General features: G+C 68.3%; 16 protein-coding genes. 11 read left to right on the top strand and 5 right to left on the bottom strand.

Features of this window, described 5'->3' with window-relative positions; all coding sequences use genetic code 11:
• Positions 1-7 precede the first annotated feature (7 nt).
• Genes BST38_RS04430 through BST38_RS04420 form a run of 3 tightly spaced genes read left to right on the top strand, consistent with a single transcriptional unit; the run spans position 8 to position 2,755 of the window.
• On the top strand, positions 8-952 hold the full coding sequence (locus BST38_RS04430) for a Rossmann-like and DUF2520 domain-containing protein (RefSeq protein ID WP_083142023.1): 945 nt from the start codon (positions 8-10) through the stop codon (positions 950-952).
• On the top strand, positions 952-1,896 hold the full coding sequence (gene panC, locus BST38_RS04425; RefSeq protein ID WP_083142022.1) for a pantoate--beta-alanine ligase: 945 nt from the start codon (positions 952-954) through the stop codon (positions 1,894-1,896). Before BST38_RS04430 ends, panC begins: the two co-directional genes overlap by 1 nt.
• A gap of 46 nt (positions 1,897-1,942) precedes the next feature.
• A complete protein-coding gene (locus BST38_RS04420) occupies positions 1,943-2,755 on the top strand; it encodes a type III pantothenate kinase (RefSeq protein ID WP_083142021.1) in 813 nt (270 codons plus the stop codon).
• 1 nt (position 2,756) lies between these two features.
• Here the strand turns inward: BST38_RS04420 and BST38_RS04415 are convergent, their stop codons facing one another.
• On the bottom strand, positions 2,757-4,034 hold the full coding sequence (locus tag BST38_RS04415) for an alanine racemase (protein WP_083142020.1): 1,278 nt from the start codon (positions 4,032-4,034) through the stop codon (positions 2,757-2,759).
• Positions 4,035-4,057: 23 nt separating this feature from the next.
• Between BST38_RS04415 and lysS the strand changes: the two genes are divergently transcribed.
• The 6 genes from lysS to BST38_RS04385 all read left to right on the top strand — a co-directional run bounded on the left by lysS (position 4,058) and on the right by BST38_RS04385 (position 10,697).
• On the top strand, positions 4,058-5,563 hold the full coding sequence (gene lysS / locus BST38_RS04410; RefSeq protein WP_083142019.1) for a lysine--tRNA ligase: 1,506 nt from the start codon (positions 4,058-4,060) through the stop codon (positions 5,561-5,563).
• A 106-nt stretch (positions 5,564-5,669) separates the two neighbouring features.
• Positions 5,670-6,011, top strand: coding sequence for a histone-like nucleoid-structuring protein Lsr2 (gene lsr2, locus BST38_RS04405; RefSeq protein ID WP_083142018.1), 342 nt, complete (start codon positions 5,670-5,672; stop codon positions 6,009-6,011).
• Between the two features lie 351 nt (positions 6,012-6,362).
• Positions 6,363-8,906, top strand: coding sequence for an ATP-dependent protease ATP-binding subunit ClpC (gene clpC1, locus BST38_RS04400; protein WP_083142017.1), 2,544 nt, complete (start codon positions 6,363-6,365; stop codon positions 8,904-8,906).
• Between the two features lie 202 nt (positions 8,907-9,108).
• The gene (locus BST38_RS04395; protein WP_083142016.1) at positions 9,109-9,318 is read left to right on the top strand and encodes a CbtB domain-containing protein; all 210 of its coding nucleotides are present in this window, start codon (positions 9,109-9,111) and stop codon (positions 9,316-9,318) included.
• A gap of 27 nt (positions 9,319-9,345) precedes the next feature.
• The gene (locus BST38_RS04390; protein WP_083142015.1) at positions 9,346-10,143 is read left to right on the top strand and encodes a CbtA family protein; all 798 of its coding nucleotides are present in this window, start codon (positions 9,346-9,348) and stop codon (positions 10,141-10,143) included.
• Entirely contained in the window at positions 10,140-10,697 is a 558-nt protein-coding gene (locus BST38_RS04385) for a histidine phosphatase family protein (RefSeq protein WP_083142014.1), read from the top strand. Before BST38_RS04390 ends, BST38_RS04385 begins: the two co-directional genes overlap by 4 nt.
• A gap of 7 nt (positions 10,698-10,704) precedes the next feature.
• On the opposite strand, the gene BST38_RS04380 is transcribed toward BST38_RS04385, so the two are convergent.
• Both BST38_RS04380 and mhuD read right to left on the bottom strand, forming a co-directional pair.
• Positions 10,705-12,063 carry a serine hydrolase gene (locus BST38_RS04380; RefSeq protein WP_083142013.1) on the bottom strand — a complete coding sequence of 453 codons (1,359 nt, stop codon included), beginning with the start codon at positions 12,061-12,063 and terminating at the stop codon, positions 10,705-10,707.
• On the bottom strand, positions 12,038-12,355 hold the full coding sequence (mhuD, locus tag BST38_RS04375; protein ID WP_083142111.1) for a mycobilin-forming heme oxygenase MhuD: 318 nt from the start codon (positions 12,353-12,355) through the stop codon (positions 12,038-12,040). The genes BST38_RS04380 and mhuD overlap by 26 nt, the downstream gene beginning before the upstream one ends.
• A 24-nt stretch (positions 12,356-12,379) precedes the next feature.
• On the opposite strand from mhuD, the gene BST38_RS04370 reads away from it, so the two are divergent.
• Entirely contained in the window at positions 12,380-13,150 is a 771-nt protein-coding gene (locus tag BST38_RS04370; protein ID WP_083142012.1) for an alpha/beta fold hydrolase, read from the top strand.
• Here the strand turns inward: BST38_RS04370 and BST38_RS04365 are convergent.
• Positions 13,124-13,375, bottom strand: a complete 252-nt coding sequence (locus BST38_RS04365; protein ID WP_083142011.1) for a hypothetical protein — start codon at positions 13,373-13,375, stop codon at positions 13,124-13,126. The genes BST38_RS04370 and BST38_RS04365 overlap by 27 nt on opposite strands.
• A gap of 72 nt (positions 13,376-13,447) precedes the next feature.
• On the opposite strand from BST38_RS04365, the gene BST38_RS04360 reads away from it, so the two are divergent.
• Complete coding sequence (locus BST38_RS04360) at positions 13,448-14,428, top strand: GlxA family transcriptional regulator (RefSeq protein ID WP_083142010.1); 981 nt, start codon at positions 13,448-13,450, stop codon at positions 14,426-14,428.
• On the opposite strand, the gene BST38_RS04355 is transcribed toward BST38_RS04360, so the two are convergent.
• Positions 14,425-15,294, bottom strand: a complete 870-nt coding sequence (locus tag BST38_RS04355; RefSeq protein ID WP_083142109.1) for an iron-sulfur binding domain-containing protein — start codon at positions 15,292-15,294, stop codon at positions 14,425-14,427. The genes BST38_RS04360 and BST38_RS04355 overlap by 4 nt on opposite strands.
• Positions 15,295-15,312 lie beyond the last annotated feature (18 nt).

Here is a 15,312-nt window from a genome sequence, read left to right as displayed (position 1 = left end):
GACTGCGATGGTGCAGCCCTCCGGCGGCGGTGCGACCCCGCACGACGGACTCCGGCCGGCCCGGCTGACGGTCGGCGTGATCTCCGCGGGCCGGGTCGGTACCGCACTGGGTGTGGCGCTCGAGCGCGCCGAACACGTCGTCGTCGGATGCAGCGCCGTGTCGAACGCCTCCCGCACCCGCGCGCAGCGCTGGCTTCCCGACACCCCGGTGCTCGCCGTCGACGAGGTCGCGCGCCGCTCCGAACTTCTGCTGCTCGCCGTGCCCGACGCCGAACTGCCCGGCCTGGTCAGCGGTCTGGCTGCCACCGGCGCGGTGAGGCCCAACACCATCGTGATGCACACCTCCGGTGCCAACGGCATCGGCGTGCTCGCGCCGCTGGCCGAGATCGGCTGCATCACCCTGGCCGTCCATCCGGCGATGACGTTCGCCGGCACCGACGAGGACGTCGACCGGCTGCGCGAGACCTGCTTCGGTATCACCGCCGGGGACGAAATCGGTTACGCCATCGCGCAATCGCTGGTGCTCGAGATCGGTGGCGAACCGTTCCGGGTCCGTGAGGACGCCCGCACGCTCTACCATGCGGCTCTTGCGCACTCCAGCAACCACGTCGTGACCGTCCTGCTCGACGCGGTCGAGGCGCTGCGCGCGGCGCTGTGGGGCCAGGAACTCCTCGGCCAGGAGACCGTCGGTGACGAACCGGGCGGCATCGCCGAGCGGATCATCGCCCCGCTGGCACGCGCGGCGCTGGACAACGCGCTGCAACGCGGACAGACGGCGCTCACCGGGCCGGTCGCGCGCGGTGACGCCGCGGCGGTGGCGGGCCATCTGCAGGCTCTGGCGGAGGTGAATCCCGATGTGGCGCAGGCTTACCGGGCCAACTCGTGGCGTACCGCGCAACGCGCGCACGCCCCGAAGGCCGTGTTCGACGTGTTGACAGAATCAGGACAGTGATGAACCCACGTAACGCACCCAAGTTCGCCGCAGGACAGCTCAACGTCTACCACCGCCCCAATGACGTGTCCGCCGTGACCCGGGCGGTGCGCGCAACCGGGCGACGCGTCATCCTGGTGCCGACGATGGGTGCGCTGCACGACGGTCATCTGGCGTTGGTGCGCGCCGCCAAGCGGGCACCGGGTGCGGTCGTCGTCGTCTCGATCTTCGTGAACCCGTTGCAGTTCGGGGCGGGCGAGGACCTCGACGCGTACCCACGCACCCTGGACGACGACCTTGCGCTGCTGCGTGCCGAAGGCGTCGAGATCGCGTTCACCCCGACCGCCAACGATATGTACCCCGACGGGATGCGTACCACGGTGCACCCCGGACCGATCGGCGCGGAGCTCGAAGGTGCGGTTCGGCCAACGCATTTCGCCGGAATGCTGACCGTGGTGCTGAAGCTGTTCAACATCGTGGCCCCCGACCGCGCCTACTTCGGTGAGAAGGACTACCAGCAGCTGGCCTTGATCCGGCAGATGGTCACCGACCTGAACCTCGACATCCAGATCCAGGGTGTGCCGACGGTACGCGAGAACGACGGACTGGCGATGTCCTCGCGCAACCGCTATCTCGACGCCGACGAACGCGAGCAGGCCGGCGCGCTGTCGGCGGCCCTGCTGGCCGGCATGTACGCCGCGTCGGCGGGGGTGCCCGCGGCGCTGGACGCGGCGCGCGCGGTGCTCGACGAGGTACCGGCCCTGCAGCTGGAATATCTGGAGGTACGCGATCCGATGCTGGGGCCCGCACCGGTCGAGGGCCCCGGCCGCATCCTCGTCGCCGCGCGGCTCGGGCGGACCCGGTTGATCGACAACATCGCCATCGACATCGGCGCCAGCGCCGGCATCGACGGCCATCCCCGCTCCGCGAATGGGCAGAGCCACGAATTGCCTTGGAGGAACTGATGTCACGGGTCGTGTTGACGTCCACGACGGGCGCCGGGGTGATGTCGTGCTGCTGGCGATAGACGTCCGCAACACCCACACCGTCGTCGGGTTGGTGTCCGGCTCCGGCCAGCACGCCAAGGTCGTGCACCACTGGCGCATCCGCACCGAATCCGAGGTCACCGCAGACGAACTCGCGCTGACGATCGACGGGCTGATCGGTGACGACGCCGAGCGCCTGACCGGCGCCGCGGGACTGTCGACGGTGCCGTCGGTGATGCATGAGGTCCGGGTGATGCTCGAGCAGTACTGGCCGTCGGTGCCGCATGTGCTGATCGAACCCGGGGTGCGCACCGGGATACCGCTGCTGGTCGACAACCCGAAAGAGGTCGGCGCCGACCGCATCGTGAACTGTCTTGCGGCGTACCACAAGTACGGCACCGCGGCGATCGTGGTCGACTTCGGTTCGTCGATCTGTGTGGACGTGGTGTCCGCCAAGGGTGAATTCCTCGGCGGTGCGATCGCCCCGGGCGTGCAGGTGTCCTCCGACGCCGCCGCGGCGCGCTCGGCGGCGCTGCGGCGCGTCGAGCTGACCCGGCCGCGGTCGGTCATCGGCAAGAACACCGTCGAGTGCATGCAGGCCGGTGCGGTGTTCGGATTCGCCGGTCTGGTCGACGGTCTGGTGACCCGGATCCGGGAGGACGTCGACGGTTTCGGCGGTGACGACGTCAACGTGGTCGCCACCGGGCACGGGGCGCCGCTGGTGCTCGACGACCTGAGCACCGTGCAGCACTACGACCGCCACCTGACCCTCGACGGGCTGCGCCTGGTCTACGAACGCAACCGCGACAACCAGCGCAAGCTCAAACAGGCCCGCTGACTCAGAAATACGTCCGGATCAGGTCGACCACCCGGCCCCGGTCGTCGAGTTCGGGGATCAGCCGCCATTTGTCGAACACGGTGCACGGGTGCGAGATCCCGAACCGCAGCCAGTCACCGACGTCGGCCGAGCCGGTGCCGTCGAGCTGCAGGAACGCGTGCTGGTCGTTGAGCTTGGTCACCGAGGACCCGGCCGGTTCCAGCGGCGTCGGCATCCCCTGGTCGAAGGACACGTCGCGCCGGCCCATCGCCACGATCGCCAGCCCGGGTTCCGGACGCGACGTGACCTGCGCGTGGACCTCCAGCGCCGGACGGAGCCTGGCGCCGCCGTGCCGGGTCAACGGCGATGTGCGCGCGTACAACCCATGGTCGTGGGTCACGTAGCAGCCGCTGCGCAGCACCGTGCGCACCGCCAGATCGGCGGGCCAGCCGGTCAACACGTCGGCGACGTCGTCGAAATAGGTGCTGCCGCCCGCGGTGACGACGACCTCGTCGGTCTCGAACAGCGCCGCCAGGCGCAGCACGGCCGCCCGCACCTCGCGCAGGTGCGCCGCGACCGCGGCCATCGCCTCCGGAGCCAGCGACTGCGCGATCGCGGCTTCGTACCCGGCCACCCCGACCAGCTCCAGCCGGCCGGACGCGACCACGGCGCGGGCCACGGCGTCGACCTCATCGGCCCCGCGGCAGCCGGAGCGCCCGCCGGGTAGCCCGAGTTCGACGCACACCGGCACCGGTCGCTGGGCACCGGCCAGCGCCGCGTTCATCAGCTCGACACCACGCACCGAGTCGACCCAGCACACGAACCGCATCGCCGGGTCGCGGTCCAGCTCGGCCGACACCCAGCGCAACCCCGCGGCGTCGACCAGTTCGTTGGCCAGCACCAGGCTGCGGACACCGAACGCGCGGAACACCGCCGCCTGGCTCACCGTCGCCACCGTGATCGCGCAGGCGCCGGCGGCCAGCTGGCGCGCCGCCAGCCGCGGCGACATGTGCGTCTTGCCGTGCGGGGCCAGCTCGACGCCGTGGCCGCGGCACCATTCGGCCATCGTCGCGACGTTGTGGGCCACCGCGTCGGCGCGCAGCACGCACACCGGCCCGGGGGCGGCCTCCGGACCGGCGGGGTCGAACACGGGCGCCTCGGCGGTGATCTGTGCCGGCGACCGCCCCCACCACGCGCGCGGCACCCCTTTGAACCGCCAGTCCAGCGGACGCCCGGACTCCCGGCGCGCCGCGGCGCGGTAGACGGCGTCGTCGATCGGCGCGATTCCGGGCCCGGTCATCTGTTCATTTAAGCTGGCACGTCGTGACGTCCCCAGATTCTCCTGACGACATCCCTGAGCAGTTCCGCATCCGTCAGGCCAAGCGCGAGAGGCTGCTCGCCGAGGGACGCGACCCGTACCCGGTGCACGTCGACCGCACCCATACGCTCGCCGAACTGCGCGAGGCCTACCCCGATCTGGAAGCCGACACCAAGACCGGGCAGTTCGTCGGCGTCGCCGGTCGAGTGATCTTCGCCCGAAACTCCGGCAAGTTGTGCTTCGCCACCCTGCAGGAGGGTGACGGTACGCAGCTGCAGGTGATGATCAGCTTCGCCGAGGTGGGCCAGGATTCCCTCGACGCCTGGAAGGCCGACGTCGACCTCGGCGACATCGTCTTCGTGCACGGTGAGGTCATCAGCTCCCGCCGCGGCGAGCTGTCGGTGCTCGCCGACTCCTGGCAGATCGCGTCGAAGTCGCTGCGGCCGCTGCCCGTCGCGCACAAGGAACTGAACGAGGAGACGCGGGTCAGGCAGCGTTATGTCGACCTGATCGTGCGTCCGGAGGCGCGTGCCATCGCACGGCAGCGCGTCGCGGTCGTGCGTGCGGTGCGCAATGCGCTGGAACGGCGTGGATTCCTCGAAGTCGAGACGCCGATGTTGCAGACCCTGGCCGGCGGCGCGGCGGCCCGGCCGTTCGTCACGCATTCCAATGCGCTCGACACCGACCTGTACCTGCGCATCGCGCCGGAGCTTTTCCTCAAGCGGTGTGTGGTCGGCGGATTCGACCGCGTCTTCGAGTTGAATCGCAACTTCCGAAACGAAGGCGCCGATTCCACTCATTCGCCGGAATTCGCGATGCTGGAGACTTATCAGGCGTGGGGCACCTACGATGATTCGGCGATCGTCACTCGCGAACTAATTCAAGAGGTTGCCGACGAAGCGATCGGCACCCGACAGGTCACTTTGGCCGACGGCACCGAGTATGACCTCGACGGGGAATGGCAGAGCATTCAAATGTATCCGTCATTGTCCGAGGCTTTGGGTGAAGAGATCACCCCGCAGACCTCCGCCGAGCGGCTTTGGCAGATCGCCGACGGGCTCGGTGTCGAGATTCCGCGGGATCGCGGCTACGGGCACGGGAAATTAGTCGAGGAACTCTGGGAGCACACCGTCGGCGACAAGCTGTGGGGCCCGACGTTCGTCCGGGATTTCCCGGTCGAGACCACCCCGCTGACGCGGCCGCATCGCAGTATCGACGGCGTCACCGAGAAATGGGATCTCTACGTGCGCAACTTCGAATTGGCCACCGGTTACTCGGAGTTGATCGACCCGATCATCCAGCGCCAGAGATTCGAGGCCCAGGCACGTGCGGCGGCCGCCGGCGACGACGAGGCAATGGCGCTCGACGAGGATTTTCTGGCCGCATTGGAGTACGGCATGCCGCCCACGACGGGAACGGGAATGGGCATCGACCGGCTGCTGATGGCGCTGACCGGACTGAACATTAGAGAGACCGTTTTATTTCCGATTGTTCGCCGACACGCAAACTGATCTGCGCCTAATCAGGCGTTGTTGAATGGCCCGCCTGAATATGGCACATTGGTGCCGTAGTTGAGCGGCATTCCGCTCTTCTGGTACTTGGGAAGGGCAGTGAGAAATGGCGAAGAAAGTGACCGTCACCTTGGTCGACGATTTCGACGGTGAGGGTGCCGCTGACGAGACCGTCGAATTTGGTCTCGACGGCGTGAGCTACGAGATCGATCTCTCTGCCAAGAACGCCGCAAAGCTTCGTAATGATTTGAAGCAGTGGGTCGAGGCGGGCCGCCGGGTCGGGGGCCGTCGACGCGGCCGCGCCGCGGCCACCGGTCGGGGGCGCGCCGCCATCGACCGCGAGCAGAGCGCCGCGATCCGGGAATGGGCCCGTCGCAACGGCCACAACGTGTCGACCCGCGGCCGGATCCCGGCCGACGTGATCGACGCCTTCCACGCCGCGACGTAACCGTTTTCGTAGCCGTCGTCCGGCCGTTTTTGTAGCCGATTCCGGCCGTTTTTCGCGCCCGGCGCGGATTCCCGCGTTCGTTCGCTGGCGGCGAACCATTTTCGTGGCCGGGCGGGAAACGTTTTGCGCATCTGCGGCGTTGCTCTAGCAGCGTCGGGCAGATGTCATCCGTATTGCCATCTGTAGCTCCTGTTGTCACCCCTTTAGGGACCGCCAGGCGGGGCACCCGAAGCTGTCGCCCATTAGAGTGGACGACGTAGGTGTACGGCACTGGGTATGGCCGTGTTGTTGCGGCCGTCGAGACTGCCGGTGCGGGCACTTACCAATGCGATGGAGAGCAGGTAACCACGGATGTTCGAAAGATTCACCGACCGTGCGCGTCGGGTTGTCGTCCTGGCCCAAGAAGAGGCCCGGATGCTCAATCACAACTACATCGGCACCGAGCACATCCTGCTGGGACTCATTCACGAGGGTGAGGGCGTAGCCGCCAAGTCGCTCGAGTCGCTGGGCATCTCCCTGGAGGGAGTCCGCAGCCAGGTCGAGGAGATCATCGGCCAGGGCCAGCAGGCGCCGTCCGGGCACATCCCCTTCACCCCGCGGGCCAAGAAGGTGCTTGAGCTGAGCCTGCGCGAGGCGCTGCAGCTCGGCCACAACTACATCGGCACCGAGCACATCCTGCTCGGCCTCATCCGCGAGGGTGAGGGTGTCGCCGCCCAGGTGCTCGTGAAGCTCGGCGCCGAACTGACCCGGGTGCGCCAGCAGGTCATCCAGCTGCTGAGCGGCTACCAGGGCAAGGAGACCGCGGAAGCGGGCACCGGAGGCCGCGGCGGCGAGGCGGGCAATCCGTCCACGTCGCTGGTCCTCGATCAGTTCGGCCGCAACCTGACCGCCGCCGCGATGGAGGGCAAGCTCGACCCCGTCATCGGCCGCGAGAAGGAAATCGAGCGGGTCATGCAGGTGCTGAGCCGCCGCACCAAGAACAACCCGGTGCTGATCGGCGAGCCCGGCGTCGGCAAGACCGCCGTCGTCGAGGGCCTCGCGCAGGCGATTGTGCACGGCGACGTCCCCGAGACGCTGAAGGACAAGCAGCTCTACACCCTCGACCTCGGATCGCTGGTCGCGGGCAGCCGCTACCGCGGTGACTTCGAGGAGCGCCTGAAGAAGGTGCTCAAGGAGATCAACACCCGCGGCGACATCATCCTGTTCATCGACGAGCTGCACACGCTCGTCGGCGCAGGTGCCGCCGAGGGCGCGATCGACGCCGCCAGCATCCTGAAGCCGAAGCTGGCCCGCGGTGAGCTGCAGACCATCGGTGCGACCACCCTCGACGAGTACCGCAAGTACATCGAGAAGGACGCCGCGCTCGAGCGCCGGTTCCAGCCGGTCCAGGTCGGCGAGCCGACCGTCGCGCACACCATCGAGATCCTCAAGGGGCTGCGCGACCGCTACGAGGCGCATCACCGCGTCTCGATCACCGACGGCGCCATCGCGGCGGCCGCGACGCTGGCCGACCGCTACATCAACGACCGGTTCCTGCCGGACAAGGCGATCGACCTGATCGACGAGGCCGGCGCCCGGATGCGCATCCGCCGGATGACCGCTCCGCCGGACCTGCGCGAGTTCGACGAGAAGATCGCCGACGCGCGCCGGGAGAAGGAGTCCGCGATCGACGCGCAGGACTTCGAGAAGGCAGCGAGCCTGCGCGACAAGGAGAAGCAACTCGTCGCGCAGCGTGCCGAGCGTGAGAAGCAGTGGCGCTCAGGTGATCTCGATGTCGTGGCGGAAGTCGACGACGAGCAGATCGCCGAGGTGCTCGGCAACTGGACCGGTATCCCGGTGTTCAAGCTGACCGAGGAGGAGACCACCCGTCTCCTGCGCATGGAAGACGAGCTGCACAAGCGGATCATCGGGCAAGAGGATGCGGTCCGTGCAGTGTCGAAGGCGATCCGCCGCACCCGTGCCGGCCTGAAGGACCCCAAGCGCCCGTCCGGTTCGTTCATCTTCGCCGGCCCGTCCGGTGTCGGTAAGACCGAGCTGTCCAAGGCGCTGGCCAACTTCCTGTTCGGCGACGACGACGCGCTCATCCAGATCGACATGGGCGAGTTCCACGACCGCTTCACCGCATCGCGGCTGTTCGGTGCCCCTCCCGGGTACGTCGGCTACGAAGAGGGCGGCCAGCTCACCGAGAAGGTGCGCCGCAAGCCGTTCTCGGTGGTGCTGTTCGACGAGATCGAGAAGGCCCATCAGGAGATCTACAACAGCCTCCTGCAGGTCCTCGAAGACGGCCGCCTGACCGACGGTCAGGGCCGCACGGTGGACTTCAAGAACACCGTGCTGATCTTCACCTCGAACCTCGGCACCAGCGACATCAGCAAGGCGGTCGGGCTGGGCTTCACCCAGGGTGGCGGCGAGAACAACTACGAGCGGATGAAGCAGAAGGTTCACGACGAACTGAAGAAGCACTTCCGTCCGGAGTTCCTCAACCGCATCGACGACATCATCGTCTTCCACCAGCTGACCCAGGACGAGATCATCCAGATGGTCGACCTGATGGTCGGCCGGGTCGCCAACCAGCTCAAGGCCAAGGACATGGCCATCGAGCTGACGCCGAAGGCGAAGTCGCTGCTGGCCAAGCGCGGCTTCGATCCGGTGCTGGGTGCGCGGCCGCTGCGCCGCACCATCCAGCGCGAGATCGAGGACCAGCTGTCGGAGAAGATCCTCTTCGAGGAACTCGGACCCGGCCAGCTCGTCACCGTCGACGTCGAGAACTGGGACGGCGAGGGTCAGGGCGAGGATGCGCGGTTCACGTTCGCCGGCTCCCGCAAGCCCGCCGAGGGCGCCGAGCCGGACCTGGCGCAGGCCGGTGCCGGTGGCGCCGCGGCCGTGACGGAATAACCGGATACGACACCGACGAAGCGGCCACCCTTCTCCAATTTGCGAACCGGGGGAGGGTGGCCGCTTCGTTTGGCTTACGATGCAGTGGTAATCGACGGGCGTCGGAAGCTGGTGGAAATCCAGACGGTCGCGCCACTGTGAAAGTCAGACCCGGGTCCGTCGGCCATTCGTAGGGACGCGAATTCCCGGGAAAGGAACCACCATGACGTCACCTGACGTGAGCAAGACCCGCGCCATAGATTTCTCCGCGACCAAAGCAGTGCTCTGGCTCTCGCTCACCGCGTTCTTCGCTCTGGTGGTCCTCTATTTCATCGGTATGGATCAGGGCGCGACATCGGTGTTCGGCAACAGCACCTACATCCACGAATTCGTGCACGACGCACGCCATCTCCTCGGCTTCCCCTGCCACTGAGTAAAGCGGCACAAGGGATAAGTGAACATGGAGAAACACATCATCGGGCGCGGCCTTCTGGCCGGCGCCGTCGCCGGCGTGCTGGCGTTCGTTTTCGCCCGCATCTTCGTCGAGCCCCAGATCGAACTCGCGATCGGCTACGAGGACGGCATCGCCGCCGCACATGAGGCGATGGAGGAAGCCGCCGGGGTCGCCGGGCACAGCCACGGTGACGGCGGCGGGTTCACCCGCGCCGTGCAGATGAACATCGGCATGGGTATGGGGGTGCTGCTGTTCAGCCTCGCGATCAGCGCGCTGTTCGCCGTCGTGTTCGCGGTCGCCTACGGCCGGGTCGGCGACATCTCGGCCCGGCTGCTGTCGCTGTACATCGCAGGCGGCATGCTGCTGAGCCTCTACATCGTCCCGTCGCTGAAGTATCCGGCCAGCCCGCCGGCACTGAGCCTGGACGAGACGATCCGCCAGCGCACGCTGCTCTACCTGGCGGTCGTGGTGCTCTCCGCGGCGCTGCTGGTCGCTGCGGTGTATCTGGGCAGGCAGTGGGCCGCCAAGATCGGCAACTGGAACGCCACCCTGGCCGCGGCGGGCGCCTATGTCGTCGCGATCGCGGTGGTGATGCTGGTCCTGCCGTCGATCAGCGAGACCCCCGCGCCGCTGGTCGACGACAACGGCGTGATCGTCTACGAGGGCTTCCCGGCCGATCTGCTCTACGAGTTCCGGCTCTACGCGCTCGGCACACAGGTGATCATCTACGCGACGATCGGCCTGGTCTTCGGTGCGCTGATCTCGCGGCTGCTCGGTGAGCGGAAGCATTCTGCGATCGCGTGAGTGAGGTCGTCCGGCTGACCCTCGTGTCACACGCCATGACGGATGCGATGGCGGCCGGACGATTCCCCACCGATGAACCGGTCAACGCGCTCGGCAGGCGCCAGCTCGACGGTGTCATGCTGGAGTCTGTCGAGCGCGCGGTGTGCGGGCCGGAGTCACGGGCGCAACAGACCGCCGCGATGCTGGGCCTGCGGCCCGACATCGAGCCGGCGATCGCGGATCTGGACTGCGGCCGCTGGCGCGGCAGCCCGCTGGGCGCGGTGTCCCCGGACGAGATGACGATCTGGTTGACGGATCCGGCCAGCGCGCCGCACGGCGGCGAGTCCGTCGTCGACCTGGTCGGTCGCGTCGGGCGTTGGATGGATTCGCTGTCGGCGCACCGCATGCGCGTCGTCGCGGTGACCCATCCCGCGGTGGTGCGCGCGGCTGTCGTCGTCGCCCTGGACGCGCCGCCGAAGTCGTTCTGGCGCATCGACGTCGCCCCGGTCAGCCGCACGGTGCTGCACTGCCGCGGGCACGCGTGGAATGTGCGGGCCGCCGGGCCGAACTCCTAGCGCCGACTCAGTTCGGGATCAGGTCGAACGTCTGCCGCGCGATCGACATCAGCCACGCCGCGGCGGTCTGGCTGCGGTACTCGGGCCAGTTCGACTGCAGGCTGACCACCCACGGTTGGCCCGACTCGTCGACGGCGTACCAGCTGAATGTCAGATCGCCGGGGAGGTTGCCCGCCTTGGCGCCGATGTAGGGCCATTCGGTGCGGTCGAGGTCGATGCCGGGCAGGAACGACAGGATGTCCTTCACCGGGGCGGCCTCGCCGACGGCGCCTGTCTGCAGTGCGGCATGCAGCCTGCAGATGTCGGCGGCGCTGCCGTACCACTCGGCGCCGATACCGGACGCGGGCTCGTGGGTGCGCTTCGGGTCGGGTTCGTAGGGGCGCGAGTTCGTCTGCTGCAGCAGCTGGACCCGGCCTTCGGGGGTGGCCTGCTTCCACTGCTCGCGCAGATCCGGGGTGCCCCAGCCGACCGAGAACAGCTGGTGCATGGTCGGGAACGGGGTCATGCTCGCCGGGTCGTGGTGGCCGGCCTCGACCAGCGCGCGTTCGATGGCGCCCGGGCCGAGCCGCTCGATCAGCAGATCGGTGGCCATGTTGTCGCTGGCCGAGATCATCTGCTGGGAGGCCTCACGCACCGTCACCGTCGAGCCCGGCGGCAGTTCGTCGAATCCCGACGAGCCGACGGCCTTGGCCTCCTCGGTGATCGTGAGCGGGTCGGTCCATTTCACCGTGCCCGCCTTGACGGCGTCGGCGACGGCGAGCAGCACGTAGAGCTTGAAGATCGACGCCAGCGGCAGCGACAGCTCGGTGTTCGAGCCGGCCACCTTCTCGCACCGGCCGTCGACGACCTTGGCCACCTGGTAGGAGTACCGCGCGCCCGTGCTGGTCAGCTGTTCGTCGATGTCGGACCAGGTGTCGATCTGCGGAGGTACCAGGTCGACGGTGAACCGGTCGACCATGCCGGCCTCGTCGGTGCGCAGCTTGATGGTCTGGGCGACGCCGTAGGACGTCAGCACGTCGAGGGTGGCCCAGCCGGCGCCGACGTCGACGTTGGTGACGGTGAACGGCCGGTCCCACCAGATCCGGTCCATGGTGACGCCGACGTGCTCGACGAGCTCGGGGACGGCCATCGTACGAATACCGACCTCGCCGATCGGCCAGTCGCTGTTGAGCATGTCCATGGTCTGCTTCGCCCGCAGACCCTGCGGTGTGTTGATCTGGATCGGCACGCCGTATGCGGCGTCAGCAGGTGCTGGACGTGTGGCAGTACACCCGCAGGCCAGGGCCACGGCAGAGACCAGTGCGACGAGGACGGTCACCCGGTGCCGGGCCCTGACCGCCTCACCCGTTGCTGTCAGTCCCCGCAACGTCGAGTACGACCTCGAACTCCAGCAGCGAGGCTCCGGTGGCGACGGGATTCTGGCGTTCCCCGGCGTGGGCCTCGTGGGCCGGCCCGTTGGCCCAGGCCTGGAAGGCCTCCTCGGACTCCCACTGGGTGACGACGAAGTAGCGGGTCTCGCCCTTGACCGGGCGGAGCAGCTGGAAGCCGAGGAAACCGGGCTGGTTGTCGACCGCGTGGGCGCGGTGCGCGAATCGCTTCTCCAGTTCCGGACCTGCGTTGGGCGGAACCTCGATGGCGTTGATCTTCACCACTGACATGCCGTTAGGTTACCGTGCCGATTCATGCCCGCGGACCTGCTGACCCCACGCGGTGGTGTGGGCCGCCCGCTGGTTCTGGTGCACGGGCTGATGGGCCGGGGGACCACCTGGTCGCGTCAGCTGCCGTGGCTGAGCCGGCTCGGGCGGGTGTACACGTACGACGCGCCGTGGCACCGCGGCCGCGAGGTCACCGACCCGCATCCGATCGGCACCGAGCGCTTCGTCGACGACCTCGGTGACGCCGTCGAGGCCCTGGGGGAGCCTGCGATCATGGTCGGCCATTCGATGGGCGCGCTGCACTCGTGGTGTCTTGCCGCGGCCCGGCCGGAACTGGTGGACGCCGTCGTGGTCGAGGACATGGCCCCGGACTTCCGGGGCCGCACCACCGGGCCGTGGGAGCCGTGGGTGCACGCGCTACCGGTGGAATTCGGTACCGCCGAACAGGTGTACGCCGAGTTCGGTCCGGTGGCGGGCCAGTACTTCCTCGAGGCGTTCGACCGCACCCCGACGGGGTGGCGGCTGCACGGCCACCCGCAGAAGTGGATCGAGATCGCCGCCGAGTGGGGGATGCGGGACTACTGGGCGCAGTGGGATGCGGTGGCGGTGCCGACCCTGCTCATTGAGGCCGGCAATTCGGTGACCCCGCCCGGCCAGATGCGCTCGATGGCGGAACGAGCGCGCCGGGCGACGTATCTGCACGTGCCCGGCGCCGGTCATCTCGTCCACGACGACGCCCCCGGGAAATACCGGGAGGTCGTCGAGGCGTTTCTAACGACGTTCACTCGAGATACCTGACACCGGCCAGCTGGGGTGTTCCTCGAAGCGGGTGCGGATGGCGTCCACGTCGTGTCGCACCCGGTCGGCGTCGCGGTCCTCGAACAACCGGCCGCCCATCGGTGCCGCCCAGCGGAACTGGTCGAGGTGGATACGCAGTACGCCGTCGGTGTGTGCGGCCCAGGTCAACAACGCCGCGACGGCGAACGGCGACAGGAGAATCAGGAAGGCCAATACCGTGCTCATGGCAGTAATGCTGCGCTCGGGTAACATTCCGCCAACAGTGGCAGCAGCGACAACTCTCGATAAGATGCTGCCATGACGTTGAAGACGGTCTCGGTGCTCGCGCTCGACGGTCTCGCGATGTTCGAGTTCGGTGTCGTATGCGAGGTGTTCGGCATCGACCGGTCCGGCGACGGCGTGCCGAACTTCGAGTTCAAGGTGTGCGGCCCGGAACCCGGGAAGCCGCTGCGCACCTCGATCGGGGCCACCTTGACCCCCGAGCACGGTCTCGACGACCTGGTCGGGGTGGACCTGGTCGCGATCCCGGCGATCGCCAGCCAGAACGGCGGATACCTGCCCGCGGCGCTGGATGCGGTCCGCAGGGCCGCGGAGACGGGGTCGATCATCCTGACGGTGTGCTCGGGGGCGTTCGTCGCCGGGGCGGCGGGCCTGCTCGACGGTCGTCCGTGCACCACGCACTGGATGCACGCCGACGCGCTCGCCGAGATGTATCCGACCGCGAAGGTCGACCGCAACGTGCTCTATGTCGACGACGGCAACCTGATCACCAGCGCGGGCACTGCCGCGGGCATCGACGCATGCCTGCATCTGGTGCGCCGGGAACTGGGCAGCGAGGTTACCAACAAGATCGCCCGGCGCATGGTGGTGCCGCCACAGCGCGACGGCGGCCAGCGCCAGTACATCGACCAGCCGATCCCGGTGAAGTGTTCGGAGCGGTTCGCGCCGCACCTCGACTGGATTCTGGCCAACCTCGACAAGCCACATACCGTCACCACGCTGGCGCGTCGCGCGCACATGTCAGGACGGACGTTCGCGCGCCGCTTCGTCGAGGAGACCGGCCGCACCCCGATGCAGTGGGTCACCGACCAGCGGGTGCTCTACGCGCGGCGCATGCTCGAGGAGACGAACCTGGACGTCGACACCATCGCCGAGCAGTCCGGGTTCGGGACCGCGACGCTGCTGCGCCACCACTTCCGCCGCATCATCGGCGTCACGCCGTCGGACTACCGGAAGCGCTTCAACACCAGCGCGCCGCGGGTCGCCGAGATCGCCTAATCGCCCTCGCCGGCCAGCGCGAAGCGACCGTCGGCGGTCTGCTCCACCAGCCCGTCCACCAACAGCGAGTGCAATGCCCGGTCCCGCTGGGCGGTGTCGGTGGTCCACGCCACGTCCAGCTCCGCACGGGTGACCGGAGAAGCGTTGCTGCGCAACACATCCAGTAGTCTGCCGCGGACCTGACGGTCTGTTCCGGCGTAGCGCTGCACCCGTTTGGCCGGGCCGGTGCCCGCCGGGAAGCCCTTCGCCCGCCAGGCGCAGTGCTGCAGCGGGCACAGCCCGCAACGCGGCGCGCGGGCGGTGCACACGGTCGCGCCGAACTCCATCACCGCGACCGAGAACTGCGGTGCGGTGTCGTCGTCGGGCAGCAGTGCCTCGACGTCGGCAAGATCGCGGGCCGACGGCGATCCGGCGTCGGGCAGGCCGTGCACGACGCGGGCGACCACCCGGCGCACGTTGGTGTCGACCACCGGAACGCGTTGGCGGTAGGCGAAACACGCGACCGCACGCGCGGTGTACGTGCCGACTCCCGGCAGCGTCAGCAATGTCTCGACGTCGGCGGGGACGACGTCGTCGTGCTCGGTGGCGATCACCGTCGCGCACTCGTGGAGACGCTTGGCCCGCCGCGGATAACCGAGCTTGCCCCAGGCGCGCAGCACGTCCGCGGCGCCGGCGGCCGAGGTCGCCGACGGGGTGGGCCAGCGAGCGACCCAGTCCAGCCAGATCGGCTCGACGCGGGCGACGGGTGTCTGCTGCAACATGAATTCGCTGACCAGGATCTGCCAGGCCGACACCCCGGGACGGCGCCACGGTAGGTCGCGTTGTGCACGGCCGTACCAACCGATCAACTCGTTCGGCTCAATCATCGCGGCGCGCTCAGGCAC

The sequence above is a fragment of the Mycolicibacterium parafortuitum genome (assembly GCF_002086815.1).
In the GTDB taxonomy this organism is placed as follows: domain Bacteria; phylum Actinomycetota; class Actinomycetes; order Mycobacteriales; family Mycobacteriaceae; genus Mycobacterium; species Mycobacterium parafortuitum.
Note: the sequence above shows the minus strand (reverse complement) of the source record. Positions and strands in the feature narration are given on the sequence as shown.

What these genes read in the sequence shown, in the direction of transcription:
- BST38_RS04360 (WP_083142010.1), top strand. Translation starts at nt 13,448, where the DNA reads ATGACGTTGAAGACGGTCTCGGTGCTCGCGCTCGACGGTCTCGCGATG.
- clpC1 (WP_083142017.1), top strand. Translation starts at nt 6,363, where the DNA reads ATGTTCGAAAGATTCACCGACCGTGCGCGTCGGGTTGTCGTCCTGGCC.
- mhuD (WP_083142111.1), bottom strand. Translation starts at nt 12,355, where the DNA reads ATGTCAGTGGTGAAGATCAACGCCATCGAGGTTCCGCCCAACGCAGGT.
- BST38_RS04395 (WP_083142016.1), top strand. Translation starts at nt 9,109, where the DNA reads ATGACGTCACCTGACGTGAGCAAGACCCGCGCCATAGATTTCTCCGCG.
- BST38_RS04365 (WP_083142011.1), bottom strand. Translation starts at nt 13,375, where the DNA reads ATGAGCACGGTATTGGCCTTCCTGATTCTCCTGTCGCCGTTCGCCGTC.
- lsr2 (WP_083142018.1), top strand. Translation starts at nt 5,670, where the DNA reads ATGGCGAAGAAAGTGACCGTCACCTTGGTCGACGATTTCGACGGTGAG.
- BST38_RS04430 (WP_083142023.1), top strand. Translation starts at nt 8, where the DNA reads ATGGTGCAGCCCTCCGGCGGCGGTGCGACCCCGCACGACGGACTCCGG.
- BST38_RS04370 (WP_083142012.1), top strand. Translation starts at nt 12,380, where the DNA reads ATGCCCGCGGACCTGCTGACCCCACGCGGTGGTGTGGGCCGCCCGCTG.
- BST38_RS04415 (WP_083142020.1), bottom strand. Translation starts at nt 4,034, where the DNA reads ATGACCGGGCCCGGAATCGCGCCGATCGACGACGCCGTCTACCGCGCC.
- BST38_RS04355 (WP_083142109.1), bottom strand. Translation starts at nt 15,294, where the DNA reads ATGATTGAGCCGAACGAGTTGATCGGTTGGTACGGCCGTGCACAACGC.
- BST38_RS04390 (WP_083142015.1), top strand. Translation starts at nt 9,346, where the DNA reads ATGGAGAAACACATCATCGGGCGCGGCCTTCTGGCCGGCGCCGTCGCC.
- panC (WP_083142022.1), top strand. Translation starts at nt 952, where the DNA reads ATGAACCCACGTAACGCACCCAAGTTCGCCGCAGGACAGCTCAACGTC.